At 53.0% G+C, this 16696-nt stretch carries 18 protein-coding genes; 10 read left to right on the top strand and 8 right to left on the bottom strand.

Features of this window, described 5'->3' with window-relative positions; genetic code table 11:
• Positions 1 to 34 precede the first annotated feature (34 nt).
• The 4 genes from dauA to lolB form a co-directional block, all read right to left on the bottom strand.
• Positions 35 to 1717 (bottom strand): C4-dicarboxylic acid transporter DauA, encoded by a 1683-nt coding sequence (gene dauA / locus OGY13_RS16045; RefSeq protein WP_213752337.1) that lies wholly within the window; start codon positions 1715 to 1717, stop codon positions 35 to 37.
• A 124-nt stretch (positions 1718 to 1841) separates the two neighbouring features.
• Positions 1842 to 2789, bottom strand: a complete 948-nt coding sequence (prs, locus tag OGY13_RS16040) for a ribose-phosphate diphosphokinase (RefSeq protein WP_001518537.1) — start codon at positions 2787 to 2789, stop codon at positions 1842 to 1844.
• A 269-nt stretch (positions 2790 to 3058) separates the two neighbouring features.
• A complete protein-coding gene (gene ispE / locus OGY13_RS16035; protein ID WP_103285319.1) occupies positions 3059 to 3910 on the bottom strand; it encodes a 4-(cytidine 5'-diphospho)-2-C-methyl-D-erythritol kinase in 852 nt (283 codons plus the stop codon).
• Positions 3907 to 4530, bottom strand: a complete 624-nt coding sequence (gene lolB, locus OGY13_RS16030; protein WP_003833422.1) for a lipoprotein insertase outer membrane protein LolB — start codon at positions 4528 to 4530, stop codon at positions 3907 to 3909. The genes ispE and lolB overlap by 4 nt, the downstream gene beginning before the upstream one ends.
• Positions 4531 to 4741: 211 nt before the next feature.
• Between lolB and hemA the strand changes: the two genes are divergently transcribed.
• The 6 genes from hemA to kdsA are packed head-to-tail and all read left to right on the top strand — an operon-like array spanning position 4742 to position 10046.
• A complete protein-coding gene (gene hemA / locus OGY13_RS16025; RefSeq protein ID WP_003833420.1) occupies positions 4742 to 5998 on the top strand; it encodes a glutamyl-tRNA reductase in 1257 nt (418 codons plus the stop codon).
• Positions 5999 to 6039: 41 nt separating this feature from the next.
• Entirely contained in the window at positions 6040 to 7122 is a 1083-nt protein-coding gene (gene prfA, locus OGY13_RS16020) for a peptide chain release factor 1 (protein WP_286637713.1), read from the top strand.
• Positions 7122 to 7955 (top strand): peptide chain release factor N(5)-glutamine methyltransferase, encoded by an 834-nt coding sequence (gene prmC, locus OGY13_RS16015; RefSeq protein WP_103285316.1) that lies wholly within the window; start codon positions 7122 to 7124, stop codon positions 7953 to 7955. The genes prfA and prmC overlap by 1 nt, the downstream gene beginning before the upstream one ends.
• The gene (gene sirB2 / locus OGY13_RS16010) at positions 7952 to 8344 is read left to right on the top strand and encodes an invasion regulator SirB2 (RefSeq protein ID WP_048235254.1); all 393 of its coding nucleotides are present in this window, start codon (positions 7952 to 7954) and stop codon (positions 8342 to 8344) included. Before prmC ends, sirB2 begins: the two co-directional genes overlap by 4 nt.
• A 2-nt stretch (positions 8345 to 8346) precedes the next feature.
• Complete coding sequence (gene sirB1 / locus OGY13_RS16005) at positions 8347 to 9156, top strand: invasion regulator SirB1 (RefSeq protein ID WP_003020775.1); 810 nt, start codon at positions 8347 to 8349, stop codon at positions 9154 to 9156.
• A gap of 35 nt (positions 9157 to 9191) precedes the next feature.
• Positions 9192 to 10046: a 3-deoxy-8-phosphooctulonate synthase gene (gene kdsA / locus OGY13_RS16000; RefSeq protein WP_003020772.1), complete on the top strand. Its 855-nt coding sequence runs from the start codon at positions 9192 to 9194 to the stop codon at positions 10044 to 10046.
• Between the two features lie 67 nt (positions 10047 to 10113).
• On the opposite strand, the gene bdcA is transcribed toward kdsA, so the two are convergent.
• Positions 10114 to 10827 (bottom strand): SDR family oxidoreductase, encoded by a 714-nt coding sequence (gene bdcA, locus OGY13_RS15995; protein WP_060682114.1) that lies wholly within the window; start codon positions 10825 to 10827, stop codon positions 10114 to 10116.
• 72 nt (positions 10828 to 10899) lie between these two features.
• Between bdcA and OGY13_RS15990 the strand changes: the two genes are divergently transcribed.
• Together OGY13_RS15990 and OGY13_RS15985 are read left to right on the top strand one after the other, a co-directional pair.
• The gene (locus tag OGY13_RS15990) at positions 10900 to 11493 is read left to right on the top strand and encodes a TetR/AcrR family transcriptional regulator (protein ID WP_213752336.1); all 594 of its coding nucleotides are present in this window, start codon (positions 10900 to 10902) and stop codon (positions 11491 to 11493) included.
• A 91-nt stretch (positions 11494 to 11584) separates the two neighbouring features.
• Positions 11585 to 11911: an amidohydrolase family protein gene (locus tag OGY13_RS15985; RefSeq protein WP_347880468.1), complete on the top strand. Its 327-nt coding sequence runs from the start codon at positions 11585 to 11587 to the stop codon at positions 11909 to 11911.
• Between the two features lie 54 nt (positions 11912 to 11965).
• Here the strand turns inward: OGY13_RS15985 and chaA are convergent, their stop codons facing one another.
• Entirely contained in the window at positions 11966 to 13066 is a 1101-nt protein-coding gene (gene chaA / locus OGY13_RS15980; RefSeq protein ID WP_048216245.1) for a sodium-potassium/proton antiporter ChaA, read from the bottom strand.
• Positions 13067 to 13469: 403 nt separating this feature from the next.
• On the opposite strand from chaA, the gene OGY13_RS15975 reads away from it, so the two are divergent.
• Entirely contained in the window at positions 13470 to 14165 is a 696-nt protein-coding gene (locus OGY13_RS15975) for a gamma-glutamylcyclotransferase (protein WP_016156738.1), read from the top strand.
• Between the two features lie 54 nt (positions 14166 to 14219).
• On the opposite strand, the gene OGY13_RS15970 is transcribed toward OGY13_RS15975, so the two are convergent.
• A complete protein-coding gene (locus OGY13_RS15970) occupies positions 14220 to 14465 on the bottom strand; it encodes a DUF1883 domain-containing protein (RefSeq protein ID WP_038641131.1) in 246 nt (81 codons plus the stop codon).
• 261 nt (positions 14466 to 14726) lie between these two features.
• The gene (locus OGY13_RS15965; RefSeq protein WP_003833402.1) at positions 14727 to 15080 is read right to left on the bottom strand and encodes a DsrE/DsrF/TusD sulfur relay family protein; all 354 of its coding nucleotides are present in this window, start codon (positions 15078 to 15080) and stop codon (positions 14727 to 14729) included.
• A 218-nt stretch (positions 15081 to 15298) separates the two neighbouring features.
• Between OGY13_RS15965 and OGY13_RS15960 the strand changes: the two genes are divergently transcribed.
• Positions 15299 to 16684 (top strand): YchO/YchP family invasin, encoded by a 1386-nt coding sequence (locus OGY13_RS15960; RefSeq protein ID WP_213752335.1) that lies wholly within the window; start codon positions 15299 to 15301, stop codon positions 16682 to 16684.
• Positions 16685 to 16696 lie beyond the last annotated feature (12 nt).

The raw sequence follows: 16696 nt of genomic DNA, 5'->3' as shown, positions 1-16696 counted from the left end.
AATCCGGCGGCGTTTCGTCTGGCCGGGCTACACGTCAGCGGATATCTGCTAGCGCAGCATCTTTATTCGGGAAGAACGTCAGACGCCCGGCGATCGGCTGAATACCCGCGCGCGCCATGGTGCGTAGAGGCTGGAATTCCAGATTACTGATGCGTAATTCACAACCTTCCGGCAGACGTTTTACAAAGCGCTGGAAAGCGTCCAGGCCACCGGCATCCAGTACCGGGACCGCGTCCCACTTCAAGACTACGATGCGTTTACCTTCAATACGCGACTCGAGATCGGTAAATAATCCTTCCGCCGCGGCAAAGAACAGCGGACCAATAACGCGCAGCACCAGCACATCGTCCGGTACGTCTACGTTGACCGGGGCCAGGCGAGTCATGCGCGCAATACGACGCATAAACAGCAGAGAGGCGAGAACGATACCGACGCTGATGGCAATAACCATGTCGAACAGTACCGTCAGCGACATACACATCAGCATGACAATGATGTCGTCTTTCGGTGCATGGCGCAGCAAATCCACGACTTTATGCGCTTCACTCATGTTCCATGCCACCATCAGCAGCAGGGCGGCCATGGCGGAAAGCGGTAACCAGGAAAGCAGCGGTGCAAGTACCAGCAGGGCAAGGATCACCAGAATCGCGTGGATAACCGCAGAGATTGGCGAGGTCGCCCCAGCGCGGACGTTTGCCGCAGAGCGGGCAATTGCCGCTGTGGCGGTGATACCGCCAAAGAATGGTGCCACGATGTTACCCAGCCCCTGGCCAATCAACTCGCTGTTAGCTTTATGTTTGGTGCCGGTCATTCCATCGAGTACGACGGCGCACAGCAGAGATTCAATTGCCCCCAGCATCGCCATCGAGAAGGCTGCCGGTAACAGCGCCTGTAACGAGCTCCAGCTCAGGGTAAAGTTTGACTCCGGCATATTCCACGGCAGGACCAGCTGCGGCAGCAACTGCGGGATACCATTACCCTGTGAGCCGTCAGCCAGAATGTAGTGGAACTGAGAACCAATGGTGGCGACATGGCCGCCGGTCAGGTTCACGATAACCATTACCGCGCAGCCTGCCAGCAGTGCGGGAAGGTGACCCGGCAGTCGGATCCCCAGGCGCGGCCAGAAAATCAGGATCCCCAGCGTCACTACGCCAATGGCGGCATCGCCAACGTTGATGGTCGGCAAGGCCATAAATAGCGCGCCGACCTTCTGCAGATAGTGCTCCGGGACATGGGCCATCTGCAGGCCAAGAAAATCTTTAATCTGCATGGTACCGATGGTGATACCAATACCCGATGTAAAACCTAACGTTACCGACACGGGGATATATTCGATCAGGCGGCCAAAACGAGCGAGGCCGAAAAGGATCAGGAATATCCCGGACATGAGCGTGGCAACCAGCAGGCCTGCCAGTCCAAACTGTTGCGAAACCGGATACAGAATCACCACGAAGGCGGCAGTTGGGCCAGATACGCTAAAGCGCGATCCCCCGGTAAGGGCGATAACAATCCCAGCGACGGCTGAGGTATACAGGCCGTACTGCGGCGCAACGCCACTGCCTATTGCCAGGGCCATTGCCAGCGGAATGGCGATGATCCCAACGGTTATCCCGGCGATCAGGTCACGGGTAAAGCGAGAGGCAGTATATTTTTCTTTCCAACAAGCGTCGATGAGGGCGCGGAAAGGCATCACATGTGAGGAAAATAATCTGTTCACAATAATGTTTCATCCATGAGCGCATCATCTGTCAACTAAATGGCAGGTGAAGGAGGCATAAGTCATACAAATAAGTATTGCAGATAAAAAAACCCGCCGCAGCGGGTTTTTGAGCCGGGCTCGATTAATGCTCGAACATAGCAGAGATGGATTCTTCGTTGCTGATACGACGAATCGCTTCGGCCAGCATACCCGACAGGGTCAATGTACGCACGTTTGGCAGCGCTTTGATTTCGTCAGTCAGTGGAATAGTGTCACAGACAACGACTTCATCAATCACTGAGTTGCGCAGGTTGTTTGCCGCATTACCTGAGAAGATCGGGTGAGTGGCGTAAGCAAATACGCGTTTAGCACCACGTTCTTTCAGTGCTTCTGCTGCTTTGCACAGCGTACCGCCGGTATCGATCATGTCATCAACCAGAACACAGTCACGACCTGCAACGTCACCAATAATGTGCATCACCTGAGAAACGTTCGCACGAGGGCGACGTTTGTCGATGATAGCCATGTCGGTATCGTTCAGCAGTTTAGCGATAGCGCGGGCACGCACGACGCCACCGATATCCGGAGAAACCACAATCGGGTTGTCCAGGTTCAGCTGCAGCATGTCTTCTAACAGGATCGGGCTACCGAATACGTTATCAACCGGTACGTCAAAGAAGCCCTGGATCTGTTCAGCATGCAGGTCAACGGTGAGGACGCGGTCAACGCCAACGCTGGACAGGAAATCAGCGACGACTTTAGCGGTAATCGGTACACGAGCGGAACGTACGCGACGATCCTGACGTGCATAGCCGAAGTAAGGAATAACGGCGGTGATACGGCCTGCGGAAGCACGGCGCAGCGCATCAACCATAACGACCAATTCCATCAGGTTGTCGTTAGTAGGGGCACAAGTGGACTGGATGATGAAAATATCACCACCGCGTACATTTTCATTAATTTGTACGCTGACTTCGCCGTCGCTAAAGCGACCTACAGCGGCGTCGCCGAGTGAAGTGTACAGGCGGTTGGCAATACGTTGTGCTAGTTCCGGGGTGGCGTTACCAGCAAAAAGCTTCATATCAGGCACGAGAAGAACCTCAGGCATGCGTCCATTGGTGGAAAGAATCTGCCGAAAACTGTGCGGGCCAGGCAGTATCCTCTCCATGCGGTGTATTAAAGAGCGCGATGCAACGTCTGGAACAGGGTGACGTTGTCACCGCAACTCAGCTTGCCCGGCTTACTCGTTGTCCTTCGCGTTTCATTTGCGCTGGCATCAATTCCTCACACCAGTTACATACTGAAGTTGTATGCACCTGGCGATTCGTCATTTCGCCATCTTCCTGAAATCCGAAGGATTTAGAGTAACGCTCTGTGCAATGGGGAGAGGTTGACGCCTTTCGCCACAAAGCCTTTGAGCCATTCCGGGGCTTGCTCAAGCACCTGGCGAGCACGAGACTCAGTGTCAAATTCAGCAAAGACACAAGCCCCTGTACCAGTCAGGCGCGACGGCGCGTATTCTAACAGCCAGGAAAGCGCCGCATCAACCTCGCGAAAACGTTTTCTTGCGATAACCTCGCAATCATTGCCGAATTCACATTTTAGTAACGTTTTTATTGACCTTTTTGGCGTGTTGCGCGGGAGGTCGGGATCGTTAAAAATCACCGGTGTCGGAATACTGACTCCCGGATGAGCAACCAGATACCACTTTTCCTCAGGCTCGACCGGCGTCAGAATTTCGCCAACGCCTTCGGCAAAGGCCGCATGGCCGCGCACGAATACGGGAACATCCGCCCCCAGCGTTAAGCCGAGTGCCGCCAGTTCATCAACTGAAAGTCCGCACTGCCAGAGATGGTTCAGCGCCACCAGAACGGTTGCCGCATTAGACGAACCTCCGCCAAGACCGCCGCCCATCGGCAGGCGTTTGTCGATACTGATGTCCGCACCGCTCCCTTTGGGAAGGCGATTGCTTTCAGATGCCGCTTTCATCAGCAAACGTGCCGCACGGACGATCAGATTGTCTTCATGCGCAACGCCTTCCACTGGGGTTAACAGGTGAATTTCGCCGTCGCTACGCGGCGTAATATCTATCGTGTCGCCATAATCAAGAAACTGAAATAAGGTCTGCAGCGTGTGGTAACCGTCCGCACGCTGTCCGGTGATGTATAAAAACAAATTCAGTTTTGCCGGAGAGGGCCAATGGGTCATCATTTCACAATCCAGTTATCCATTTTCAGCTTAATACGCTGGGAGCCGTCGGACAGCTCCATGTTTGCTGGCATCGCTGGCTGGGTTTTGCTGTCGTAGGCGCTATAGACCACTTTCCAGTTTTTACCGTCTTTGCTGTAGTTCACTTCACTCAGACGATATTGGTCGTCGAGCTTATAATCGGTGGCGTCACCTGGCAGTCCAAGGATCCACTGGCGCAGGCTGTTTAATGGGATAGGCATGCCGGTCAGTTTGCCGATCATCTCTTCAGCATCGTCGGCGGTGTAATGCTTGCCTTTGTTATCGACCAGTTCGACGTTGCCAGGCTGCGCATTAAGTTCCAGTTCCGTGCTGCCCAGTGGGTTGGTCAGCAGGAGACGATAGCGATCCTGACCGGTTTGCTGCCAGAAAAAGCGGGCATACACTTTCTGTTGATCGGAAATATAGGCAAACGCACCACGCGTCTGATACTGGTTCAGGGCGCGAACTTCCTGTTGGTGCTGGCGCCACTGCGGAGAATCGGGGCTTTTACCGGGACCTTTAGGCGCGTTGAGCGTACAGGCAGTAAGAACCAGGGCCGCCAGCGGCAGCAGGCGAATCAGGCGAAAATCAGGCAGGGTCATAATGATGACAAATCCTTGAGATACGTTGCAGTTATAACTCTTAATGCTAGCGCCGCCATCAGACATCGTCTACGTTCAAGTTATCTTAAATCGCTTAAATTTGTGCACTAAGCTATTACTCCAAAAGGGGTCAGTCTCTTTTATTGACCGCACGCATCCTGTATGATGCACCCAGTCTAACCTTATCAACGCTGGTACTATTCCCGCACACATGACCCTTTTAGCGCTTGGTATTAACCATAAAACGGCACCTGTATCGCTGCGAGAACGCGTAACGTTTTCGCCGGATACGCTCGATCAGGCGCTGGACAGCCTGCTCGCGCAGCCGATGGTGCAGGGCGGGGTAGTGCTGTCGACGTGTAACCGCACGGAGCTGTATCTCAGCGTTGAAGAGCAGGATAACCTGCAAGAAGCGCTGGTTCGCTGGCTGTGTGAATACCATAACCTCAATGAAGAAGATCTGCGCAACAGCTTGTACTGGCACCAGGACAACGACGCGGTCAGTCATTTGATGCGTGTTGCCAGCGGTCTGGATTCACTGGTGCTCGGTGAACCGCAAATTCTGGGGCAGGTGAAAAAAGCGTTTGCGGATTCGCAAAAAGGTCACCTGAACGCCAGTGCGCTGGAACGCATGTTCCAGAAATCATTCTCTGTCGCAAAACGTGTACGTACAGAAACTGACATCGGCGCCAGCGCCGTGTCGGTGGCGTTTGCCGCCTGTACCCTGGCGCGGCAGATATTTGAATCGCTCTCCACGGTAACCGTGCTGTTAGTCGGTGCGGGCGAAACTATTGAGCTGGTTGCGCGACATCTGCGCGAGCACAAAGTGAAGAAGATGATCATCGCCAACCGCACTCGCGAGCGTGCGCAGGTGCTGGCGGATGAAGTCGGCGCCGAGGTGATTTCACTGAGTGATATAGACGCGCGTTTACAGGATGCCGATATCATTATCAGTTCTACCGCCAGTCCGCTGCCGATTATCGGCAAAGGAATGGTGGAACGTGCGCTTAAAAACCGCCGCAATCAGCCTATGTTGCTGGTGGATATCGCCGTACCGCGCGATGTCGAGCCGGAAGTGGGTAAATTGTCTAACGCCTATCTGTACAGCGTTGATGACCTGCAAAGCATCATTTCGCATAACCTGGCCCAGCGCAAAGCGGCGGCGGTGGAAGCCGAAACGATAGTGGAGCAGGAAGCCAGCGAGTTTATGGCCTGGCTACGCGCCCAGGGCGCAAGCGACACTATCCGCGAGTATCGCAGTCAGTCAGAACAGATCCGTGATGAACTGACCGCCAAAGCGTTGGCCGCTCTTCAACAGGGCGGTGATGCGCAAGCCATTATGCAGGATCTGGCCTGGAAACTAACCAATCGCCTGATTCATGCACCAACCAAATCACTTCAACAGGCCGCCCGTGACGGGGATAGTGAACGCCTGAATATTCTGCGCGACAGCCTCGGGCTGGAGTAGCAGCACACCAATCTTATTTTTTACAGGGTGCATTTACGCCTATGAAGCCTTCTATCGTTGCCAAACTGGAAGCCCTGCATGAACGCCATGAAGAAGTTCAGGCGCTGCTCGGTGATGCGGGTACTATCGCAGACCAGGATCGCTTTCGTGCGCTGTCGCGCGAATATGCGCAATTAAGCGATGTATCTCGCTGTTTTACGGACTGGCAACAGGTTCAGGAAGATATCGAGACGGCTCAGATGATGCTCGACGATCCTGAAATGCGTGAAATGGCGCAGGATGAACTGCGCGAAGCAAAAGAGAAATGTGAGCAGTTGGAACAGCATCTGCAGGTCCTGCTATTACCTAAAGATCCCGATGACGAACGTAACGCCTTCCTCGAAGTGCGCGCGGGAACTGGTGGTGATGAAGCGGCGCTGTTTGCCGGCGATCTGTTCCGCATGTACAGCCGTTACGCTGAATCGCGTCGCTGGCGGGTTGAGATCATGAGCGCCAGCGAAGGCGAGCATGGCGGGTTTAAAGAAGTCATTGCCAAGATTAGCGGCGAAGGCGTTTACGGGCGACTGAAGTTTGAGTCTGGCGGCCATCGCGTGCAGCGCGTACCTGCGACGGAATCGCAGGGGCGTATTCATACCTCTGCCTGTACGGTCGCGGTTATGCCGGAACTGCCGGATGCCGAACTGCCGGACATCAACCCGGCCGATCTGCGTATTGACACCTTCCGTTCATCAGGCGCGGGCGGTCAGCACGTTAACACCACCGACTCCGCAATCCGTATTACCCACTTACCGACCGGTATCGTAGTGGAATGCCAGGACGAACGTTCACAGCATAAAAACAAAGCCAAAGCGATGTCGGTGCTGGGAGCGCGAATTCGTGCGGCCGAAGTGGCAAGACGTCAACAGGCGGAAGCCTCTGAGCGTCGCAACCTGTTGGGCAGTGGCGATCGCAGCGATCGTAACCGTACCTATAACTTCCCGCAGGGTCGTGTGACCGATCACCGCATTAACCTGACGCTCTACCGTCTGGATGAAGCGATGGTAGGCAAACTGGATATGCTGATTGAGCCGATTGTCCAGGAATACCAGGCCGACCAACTGGCGGCGTTGTCCGAGCAGGATTAATGGATTATCAGCACTGGCTGCGTGAAGCGATTAGCCAATTACAGGCAAGCGAAAGCCCGCGCCGTGACGCCGAGATTTTACTCGAGTTCGTTACTGGTAAAGGGCGCACCTTTATTCTGGCTTTCGGCGAAACGGAGTTAACCGAGGCGCAGCGTCAACAGCTTGATACGCTACTGGAGCGGCGTCAGCGGGGAGAGCCGGTGGCACACTTAACCGGTGTGCGCGAGTTCTGGTCGTTGCCGCTGTTTGTGTCTCCAGCCACGCTTATTCCGCGTCCGGATACCGAGTGTCTGGTGGAGCAGGCGCTGGCTCGCCTGCCGGCCTCAGCGTGTCGTATTCTTGATTTGGGAACCGGCACGGGTGCCATTGCGTTGGCGCTGGCAACCGAGCGTCCGGATTGTGCAGTGACTGCCGTAGACCGCATGCCCGATGCCGTGGCACTGGCCATTCGCAACAAGCAGCAACTGGGCATCGACAATGTTTGCGTGCTGCAAAGTAACTGGTTCAGTGCATTGCAGGGACAGCAGTTTGACATGATTGTCAGCAATCCGCCGTATATCGACGAACAGGATCCGCACCTGGCGCAAGGCGACGTTCGCTTTGAACCGCTGTCGGCGCTGGTGGCGGGCGATCAGGGGCTGGCGGATATCGTGCATATCATCGACCAGTCTCAGCGCATGTTAACGCCCGGCGGCTATCTGTTGCTGGAACATGGTTGGCAGCAGGGCGAGGCCGTCCGTGATGCCTTTACTCGTGCGGGTTACGTGGCAGTTGAAACCTGTCGTGACTATGGCGGCAACGAGCGAATTACGCTTGGACGCATCCCATCATGAGTATCTTCGGTGTGTTACTCAACGTCCATCTCATCAGCATTGCGCTTTCGGTTGGTTTGCTGACGCTGCGATTTTGGTGGCGTTACACCGACTCGCGCCTTGCCTGCGCGCGCTGGACGCGCATCGTGCCGCCGGTTGTCGATACCGTTTTATTACTCAGCGGCGTAGCGTTAATGGTTAAAGCGCACATCCTGCCATTCACTGAGCACGGGACATGGCTGACTGAAAAGCTGTTTGGGGTTATCATTTACATCGTTTTGGGTTTTATTGCGCTCGATTATCGTCGGGCGCGCAGTCAGCAGGCGCGATTAATCGCTTTTCCGCTGGCGCTGGTGGTGCTGTACATCATCATTAAACTCGCCACCACAAAAATACCGTTACTGGGGTAAGCATGAGGTCGTTAGCTGATTTCGAATTTAATAAAGCGCCATTGTGTGATGGGATGATCCTGGCGTCGGAGTCTATCCGTCTGGATTTTCCAACACAAACTGTCTATGACGAACTGGAACGTCTGGTCAGTCTGGCGCAAGAAGAAATTAGCCAGCTCCTGTCTCAGGATGAGCAACTGGAAAAACTGCTGGCACTTTTTTACGGCGAATGGGGGTTTACGGATACCCACGGCGTCTATCGTCTTTCTGATGCACTATGGCTTGATCAGGTACTGAAAAATCGTCAGGGCAGCGCCGTATCCCTGGGCGCGATCTTATTGTGGATTGCCAACCGACTGGAGCTGCCGCTGGTGCCGGTGATTTTCCCGACACAACTCATCCTGCGTATTGAATCGCTCGATGGCGAAATGTGGCTAATCAATCCGTTCAATGGCGAAACGTTAAATGAGCACACGCTGGAAGTGTGGCTGAAGGGGAATATCAGCCCGGTCGCGGAGCTGTTTAACGAAGACCTGGATGAGGCGGATAATGCAGAAGTAATTCGTAAACTGCTCGACACGCTGAAATCATCGCTGATGGAAGAGCGGCAAATGGAGCTGGCGCTGCGTGCCAGCGAAGCATTATTACAGTTTAATCCTGAAGATCCGTATGAAATACGCGATCGTGGATTAATTTACGCGCAACTGGAGTGTGAACATGTTGCGCTGACCGATTTAAGTTATTTCGTTGAACAGTGTCCGGAAGACCCGATCAGCGAAATGATTCGTGCGCAGATTAATACTATTTCGCACAAGCAAATTGTATTGCATTGATTAATGACACTTTACCTACCGTTTAAGGCGATCCTATGAAACAAAAAGTGGTTAGCATTGGCGACATCAACGTGGCAAATGACCTGCCGTTCGTGCTGTTTGGCGGAATGAACGTGCTGGAATCCCGCGATCTGGCGATGCGCATTTGTGAGCACTACGTAACCGTTACTCAAAAGCTGGGTATCCCTTACGTGTTCAAAGCCTCCTTTGATAAAGCCAACCGTTCTTCCATCCACTCTTACCGTGGACCGGGCCTTGAAGAAGGGATGAAAATCTTCCAGGAACTGAAGCAGACTTTTGGCGTAAAAGTGATCACCGATGTTCACGAAGCCAGCCAGGCTCAGCCTGTTGCTGACGTGGTGGATGTGATTCAACTGCCGGCCTTCCTCGCTCGTCAGACCGATCTGGTGGAAGCGATGGCGAAAACCGGTGCCGTTATCAACGTGAAAAAACCGCAGTTCGTAAGCCCGGGCCAGATGGGCAATATCGTGGACAAATTCCATGAAGGCGGCAACGACAAAGTAATTCTGTGCGACCGTGGCGCGAACTTTGGTTATGACAACCTGGTTGTGGATATGCTGGGCTTCAGCGTGATGAAGAAAGTTTCTGGCAACTCGCCGGTGATTTTTGACGTTACCCATGCGCTGCAATGCCGTGACCCGTTTGGCGCAGCAAGCGGCGGTCGTCGTGCGCAGGTTACCGAACTGGCGCGCGCAGGTATGGCGGTAGGTCTGGCCGGTCTGTTTATTGAAGCGCATCCGGATCCAGCCAATGCGAAATGCGATGGTCCATCCGCGCTGCCGCTGGCGAAACTGGAACAGTTCCTGACTCAGATTAAAGCGATTGATGACCTGGTTAAAAGCTTCGACGAGCTGGATACCGAGAACTAAGAAAGTATTGCAGTCCGGAGAGATATCTCTTCGGACTGCTGTTTGAGAAAAGTGTTAAGGGTGGCCGTCAGGCGCCAAATGCACCGTCAATTGTATGCATTGCCCCCGTCACAAACCCAGCCTCAGGGCCTGCAAGCCAGGCAACCATTCCCGCAACTTCCTCTGGACGGCCATGTCGTTTTAGCGCCATAAAACTGTGCATCACCTCTTTCAGTGGGCCATCTTCCGGGTTGGCATCGGTATCAATAGGACCCGGTTGAACCACGTTTACCGTAATGCCCCGTGGTCCAAAATCACGTGCCAGCCCCCGGGCCAGCCCTTGCAGCGCTGATTTGCTCACCGCATAAGAGGCCAGGCCAGCAAGAGGCATACGGTCGCCATTCACAGAACCAATAATGATAATGCGTCCGCCGTCAGGCATCTGTCGTGCCGCTTCCACGGCCGCATAGTATGGGGAGTGAATGTTAATCCGGAACAGGCGCTCCACGTCATCCGGATCCTGCTCCAGCGCATCACCAAACAGAATAATGCCTGCATTAACTACCAGCACGTCCAGCGGGCCGCTTTCGCGTACCCGGTTGATGACGGCGTTACGGTCGGCGCTATCGGTTTGCGCTGTCTGGGTACCCGTCTCATCAGCAAGCGCTTTGGCAGCGTCAGGGGAGCCTGAATAGGTAAAGATAACCGATGCGCCATCCGCGGCAAAACGGCGCACGATAGCCGCGCCAATCCCACGACTGCCGCCAAGAACCAGAACTGACTTGCCGTTAAAAGAAGACATGAGGTGCTCCTTGAACAATTATGTAGTGATCGATATATAATGGGTGCACAGTTTTCTGTCAATGGATTTGTAATGAGCACTACAAAATGCACTCGTGCACCTGGACGCCCACGTAATTTTGATCCAGAAATGGCCGTTGCCAAAGTACAACCCTTGTTTCACGCACATGGCTATGACGCGGTTAGCGTGGCGGATGTCACCGCGGCGTTGTCGATCAAGCCCCCCAGTTTCTATGCGGCTTTTGGGAACAAAATCGGTCTTTATAAACGAGTTCTTGACCGCTACGTACAAACCGAGGCGATCCCTTTTGATGACATTCTTCGCCCCGACAAACCCGTTTCTGCATGTCTTACCGATCTGCTTGAGGAGGCGGCGCGACGTTATGCCGCAGATCCGCATGCGCCGGGATGTTTGGTCCTGGAGGGCACGCACAGTAACGATCCGCAGGCGCGGAAGGTCGCGCAGAATTTCTACTCGGCTGCCGAACAAAAAATTCACGACTTTATCGCACAGCGGCATCCTAAAGAGGCTGACAGCCTGACTGATTACGTCAGTACCACAATGCTTGGCCTGTCGGGAAAAGCGCGTTGCGGGCATTCGTTCGAACGTCTGCTAGCCAGCGCGCGAATCGCCAGCGTAGCGGTGCGGCATCAGCTTTCCAGATGATCATCACATGATAAGGTAGATAAATATGATGGGGAAAATGGGAACTTAATCAGGCGGTGCCTCATATCAACCCGCGTTAGAGCAGGAGGTTATCGTAGTAGGTGGTACGGATGCGACGCGGATTGGCGTTGCAGGAGTATGGCATGCCATTGAATATCATGTAACAGGTAAAACGCTCGACGGTTCGGTACGTCATGATACGCGCCAGTTAAGCCGAGAAGATGCATTAAAAATGTATACCCTCAATGCCGCCTGGATAGCTTTTGCAGAACAGCAGAGGGGAAGTTTGCAGGCAGGTAAGCTCGCCGATTTTGCGGTGCTTAATCAGGATATTATGGCTATTCCGGCAGACAAATTGCACCAAACGGAGTCGTTATTAACGTTTGTCGATGGTCAACAGGTTTATCCGGAGCTGTGAGCGGTAAAAGAAAACGGCCCTGAGAAGGGCCGTGGGTTCTATCAGAAAGACTAATCAGGCAAATATCGTCATCAGATAGGCGATAAACAGCGCCAGATGCGCCGCACCGTTAAGCACGTTGGTGCGTCCGGTGGAGAAAGAGATGTGGCACAGTACCAGTGATGAAACCATTACAATCATCTCTGGCGCGCCCAGCGCAAAGACCAAATCATTCCCGGTTGCCCATGCGATCAGAGTCACTACCGGAACGGTCAGTGAAATGGTGGCTAACACCGAACCGAAGAATAAATTCATCGCCCGCTGTACCTGATTACTCAGAACCGCTTTCAGCGCGCCGAGGCCTTCAGGAGAGAGGATCAGCAATGCGACCAGGAAACCGGTAAATGCCACTGGGGCATTCAGTTCAGTCAGCAATGTCTCCAGCGGGCTGGCGTTCATCTTGGTCACGGCAATAACGGCGATCAGATGAATGATAAGCCAGGCAGCGTGCCACAAATTGCTATGTGCTGACGGTTTACCGTGATGCGGGTCGTCGTCGTCACCCTCGTCTTCATGCTCGTAAATGAACAGACTCTGGTGCGTTTTAGTTTGGATCAGCAAAAATACACCGTACATTGCCGCAGAAATTAATGCCACTAATAGCGCCTGCGCGGTAGTGAAATTTGCACCCGGTAAAGCCATCGGGAACACCAGTACAATAATGGCCAGCGGAAACAGGGCGATTAAATACTGCTTAATACCAAACAGATTCATATACTGAGTGGCAAATTTACGGCCACCTAACAGTAATGAAAAACCGACCAGGCCGCCGGTTACGATCATAATGATTGAATATAGCGTATCGCGCATGAGCGTAGGCGCTGCATCGCCGGTCGCCATTAATGCGGAGATTAAGCTGACTTCAAGAATAACAACGGACAGGCTGAGGATCAGCGACCCGTAGGGTTCACCAAGTCGATGTGCTAATACGTCCGCATGACGGACAACACTGAATGCACTGCTTAATATACCAATAAGGGCCAGCGCATTAATGCCGATGACCACTGGTAGTGACTGACTGCTCCCCCATAAGAACAGTACTACCAGTGCTAAAATCGGGAAGACGAGAGAGGTCTCCTTGTGGCGGGTTTTTACCGCCTCATGTACGTGTGTCATTGAACTAATTCTCCATCTCTGCAGGTATTTATAATTATAAAAGTATTAAAGAATGTAAAAAATAACAGAACTTTCGGTATTTCCGATCTGATTTTACGTAATTTTACGGCATGGACCATTTTTTGCATCCGAGCGAATGAAATTGCATATCTTGTTTAGAGAATATTTAAATAACAGCACATTAGATTTTAGCATCCACAAAAATTGATGAGCGTACTGATACAAATGATAGTGCAGGACGTATCACCCCGAGAGGATATAAAGTGCCGTTGACACTTTGTTCCCTTGCAAGCGAGCGGTGAATTGCCTATTGTCCAGCTATTGGTTTCAAAATGAGCAGTAAAAAAGCCCGGAAGGCGTCAAAAAAGTTGTCGCAGGGAAGCAGCAGTGGCGGAGGTGTAAGGTGTTAACGCGTGATTTTTTATTGAATGCCGACTGTAAGACGGCATTTGGTGCTATTGAAGAATCACTACTCTGGTCAGCGGAACAACGGGCAGCCTCACTGGCCGCCACGCTTGCATGCCGACCAGATGATGGACCGGTGTGGATCTTCGGTTATGGATCGTTGATGTGGAACCCGGCCTTAGAATTTGAAGAGTCCTGTACCGGGACGTTAGTCGGCTGGCACCGTGCCTTTTGCCTGCGCCTGACGGCGGGGCGAGGAACGGCGTGTCAGCCAGGACGTATGCTGGCCCTGAAAGAGGGCGGACGCACCACCGGTGTGGCCTACCGTTTGCCGGACGCGTCCCTGGAACAAGAGCTTTCACTGCTGTGGAAGCGAGAAATGATCACCGGCTGTTATCTGCCGACCTGGTGTCAGTTGGCGCTTGATGACGGCAGGACGGTGAACGCACTGGTCTTTATTATGGATCCGCGTCATCCGCTGTTTGAGTCAGACACGCGCGCGCAGGTTATTGCGCCGCTTATCGCCGCGGCGAGCGGACCTTTAGGCACCAACGCCCAGTATCTGTTCTCACTGGAACAGGAGCTGGTCAAGTTGGGGATGCAGGATGATTGTCTTAACGATCTGGTGATCACAGTCAAACGATTGTTGGGAGAGAACCTGCCGGAAGGTGTTATGCGTCCAGGATTTGCCTAATATCGCCCGATGTTGTATGCCCGATAAGCCAGGTGCTTATCGGGCGTTTAACGCTTAGGCTGCAATAAAACTTATCGAATGCTCGAGCGACTGGCTATGGCTGTCGATCAGCACATTCCAGACGCCGGTATACGGTACGGTTAACCATGCGTTATCACGATCCTGCACGCTTAAGATGTCGGACTGCGTGTCTTTGACGTGATTTTTCTCGCTCATCAGGTGGATGTGGCAGCGCTCAGAACAGCGCACGACTACCGTATCGCCACCAAATAACTTTAAACTCGCCTTCACTAATGCCATTTTTCACCCCGTTCTTGAAAACAACGTACTTTCTGTCGAAAGTGCTGCGTGATGTTGTTCACATTTCACTCACTGCATAACACCAAAGGGGGAGCAACAGGATGCTGATTTTGATCAAAAAATGGCATAACGATTAAACAAAAGTGACAAAATACCTCAAAAGGGTTGAAAGGGCGTGCTAACGTTCAACGAAACCGCGCCCATCTACGATTAAATTCGGAAATTATCGACACTTTCAGTGAGCTTGCCTGAAGCGGTGTATCAGAAGGTTAATACTTTATCTGCAGCCAGCGTCCATTGAGCCAGTTCTACCAGCGTGCCGACGGCTACTCCGTCAATTAACGGCAGCGTCGTGATCCCGCGGCCATCGGTGCAGGTTTTACACAGTTTGACCGGCACATTTTGCGCCGTCAGGATCTCCAGCATTTGCTGAATATTGTATCCTTCTGCAGGTTTCTGACCTCGTAATCCCGCGGTTACCGCGTCCGACATTAAAAACAGACGCAGGTCCAGATCCGCTTCCTGTTCGCGCAGGGCGATGGCCAGACGCAGGCTGTTAAATAACGATTCGCTTCCATAGGCTGCACCGTTCGCGACGATCACTATCTTTTGCATTATTACTCCTGTTGTCAGATGGAAGGGATAATTCCTGGCGTGTATGTTACTCCCTGTTCCTGATGTGGGAAAGAAAGCATGGTTGCAGGAGTGGGTACCTCTAATTATCCATGTCAGAAAATCCCGAAAACGGGGATAAAGGCTGCAATTAACAGCCGAAGACGTTATGGTTTAGGTTAAGTGTGTCTAATTAATTGATGTAAGAAACAACTGACGATTTGAGCCGTAATATTTATTTTTCTCTCGCTGTATTCTCACTCTTGCCATTGGCAGGCGGTATTGCCAACGCACGGACATCTTTTATTCCCCAGGCTGAAAACCCTTTCGATAACAATAGTGATGGCTTACCCGATCTCGGTATGGCGCCGGAGTCGCGGGCAGGCGAAAAGCACTTTGCTGAAATGGTCAAAGCGTTTGGTGAAGCCAGCATGACCGATAACGGGCTTGATACGGGTGAACAGGCGAAGCAGTTCGCGTTTGGTCAGGTGCGTGACACGGTCAGCGAACAGGTTAATCAGCAACTGGAATCCTGGCTCTCTCCCTGGGGAAACGCCAGCGTTGGATTGCAGGTGGATAACGAAGGCAGCTTTACCGGAAGTCGGGGAAGTTGGTTTATCCCATGGCAGGACAATCAACGATATTTAACCTGGAGCCAGTTGGGGCTGACGCAACAGGACGAAGGTTTAGTCAGCAATGCGGGGATTGGGCAGCGCTGGGTACGCGACGGCTGGTTTCTGGGTTACAACACCTTTTATGACAACCTGTTGGATGAAAATCTGCCCCGGGGAGGCCTTGGCGCCGAGGCGTGGGGCGAATACTTGCGCTTATCCGCTAACTATTACCAACCGTTGTCCTCCTGGCAGGAGCGTTCCGCAACCCAGGAACAACGGATGGCCCGCGGCTACGACCTGACCGCGCAAATGCGCATGCCGTTCTATCAACACCTCAATACCAGCGTCAGCGTGGAACAGTATTTTGGCGACCGGGTGGATTTGTTTCATTCCGGAACCGGGTACCACAATCCTGTGGCGGTGAATCTGGGATTGAGCTATACGCCGGTGCCATTGATTACCGTGACGGCACAACATAAGCAGGGCGAAAGCGGAGTCAGCCAGAATAACCTTGGCTTAACGCTGAATTACCGCTTTGGCGTGCCGCTAAAAAAACAACTGATGGTCAGCGAGGTGGCAAACAGCCGATCGCTGCGCGGCAGTCGTTATGACGATCCGCAGCGTAACAATCTGCCGACGCTGGAATATCGCCAGCGTAAAACATTGTCGGTATTTTTGGCCACGCCGCCCTGGGATCTCAAGTCTGGTGAGACGGTGGCGCTGAAGCTGCAGGTGCGTAGTTTGCATGGGATCCGCCATTTGACCTGGCAGGGTGATACCCAGGCGTTGAGTTTAACGGCGGGTAGCGATAACCGAAGCGCGCAAGGCTGGACGATTATTATGCCGAAGTGGGACAGCAGCGAAGGCGCGACAAACCGCTGGCGGTTGTCTGTGGTGGTAGAAGATGAGCAGGGTCAGCGTGTCTCTTCCAATGAGATCACGCTATCACTGACCGAACCGTTTATTACCGTTTCGGAAAATGATCCTCGTTAGCAATGAAGCATC

Source organism: Citrobacter sp. Cpo045, assembly GCF_030332875.1.
In the GTDB taxonomy this organism is placed as follows: Bacteria; Pseudomonadota; Gammaproteobacteria; order Enterobacterales; family Enterobacteriaceae; genus Citrobacter; species Citrobacter portucalensis.
The sequence above is the reverse complement of the archived record's forward strand: the minus strand, read 5'-3'. Positions and strand labels throughout refer to the sequence as shown.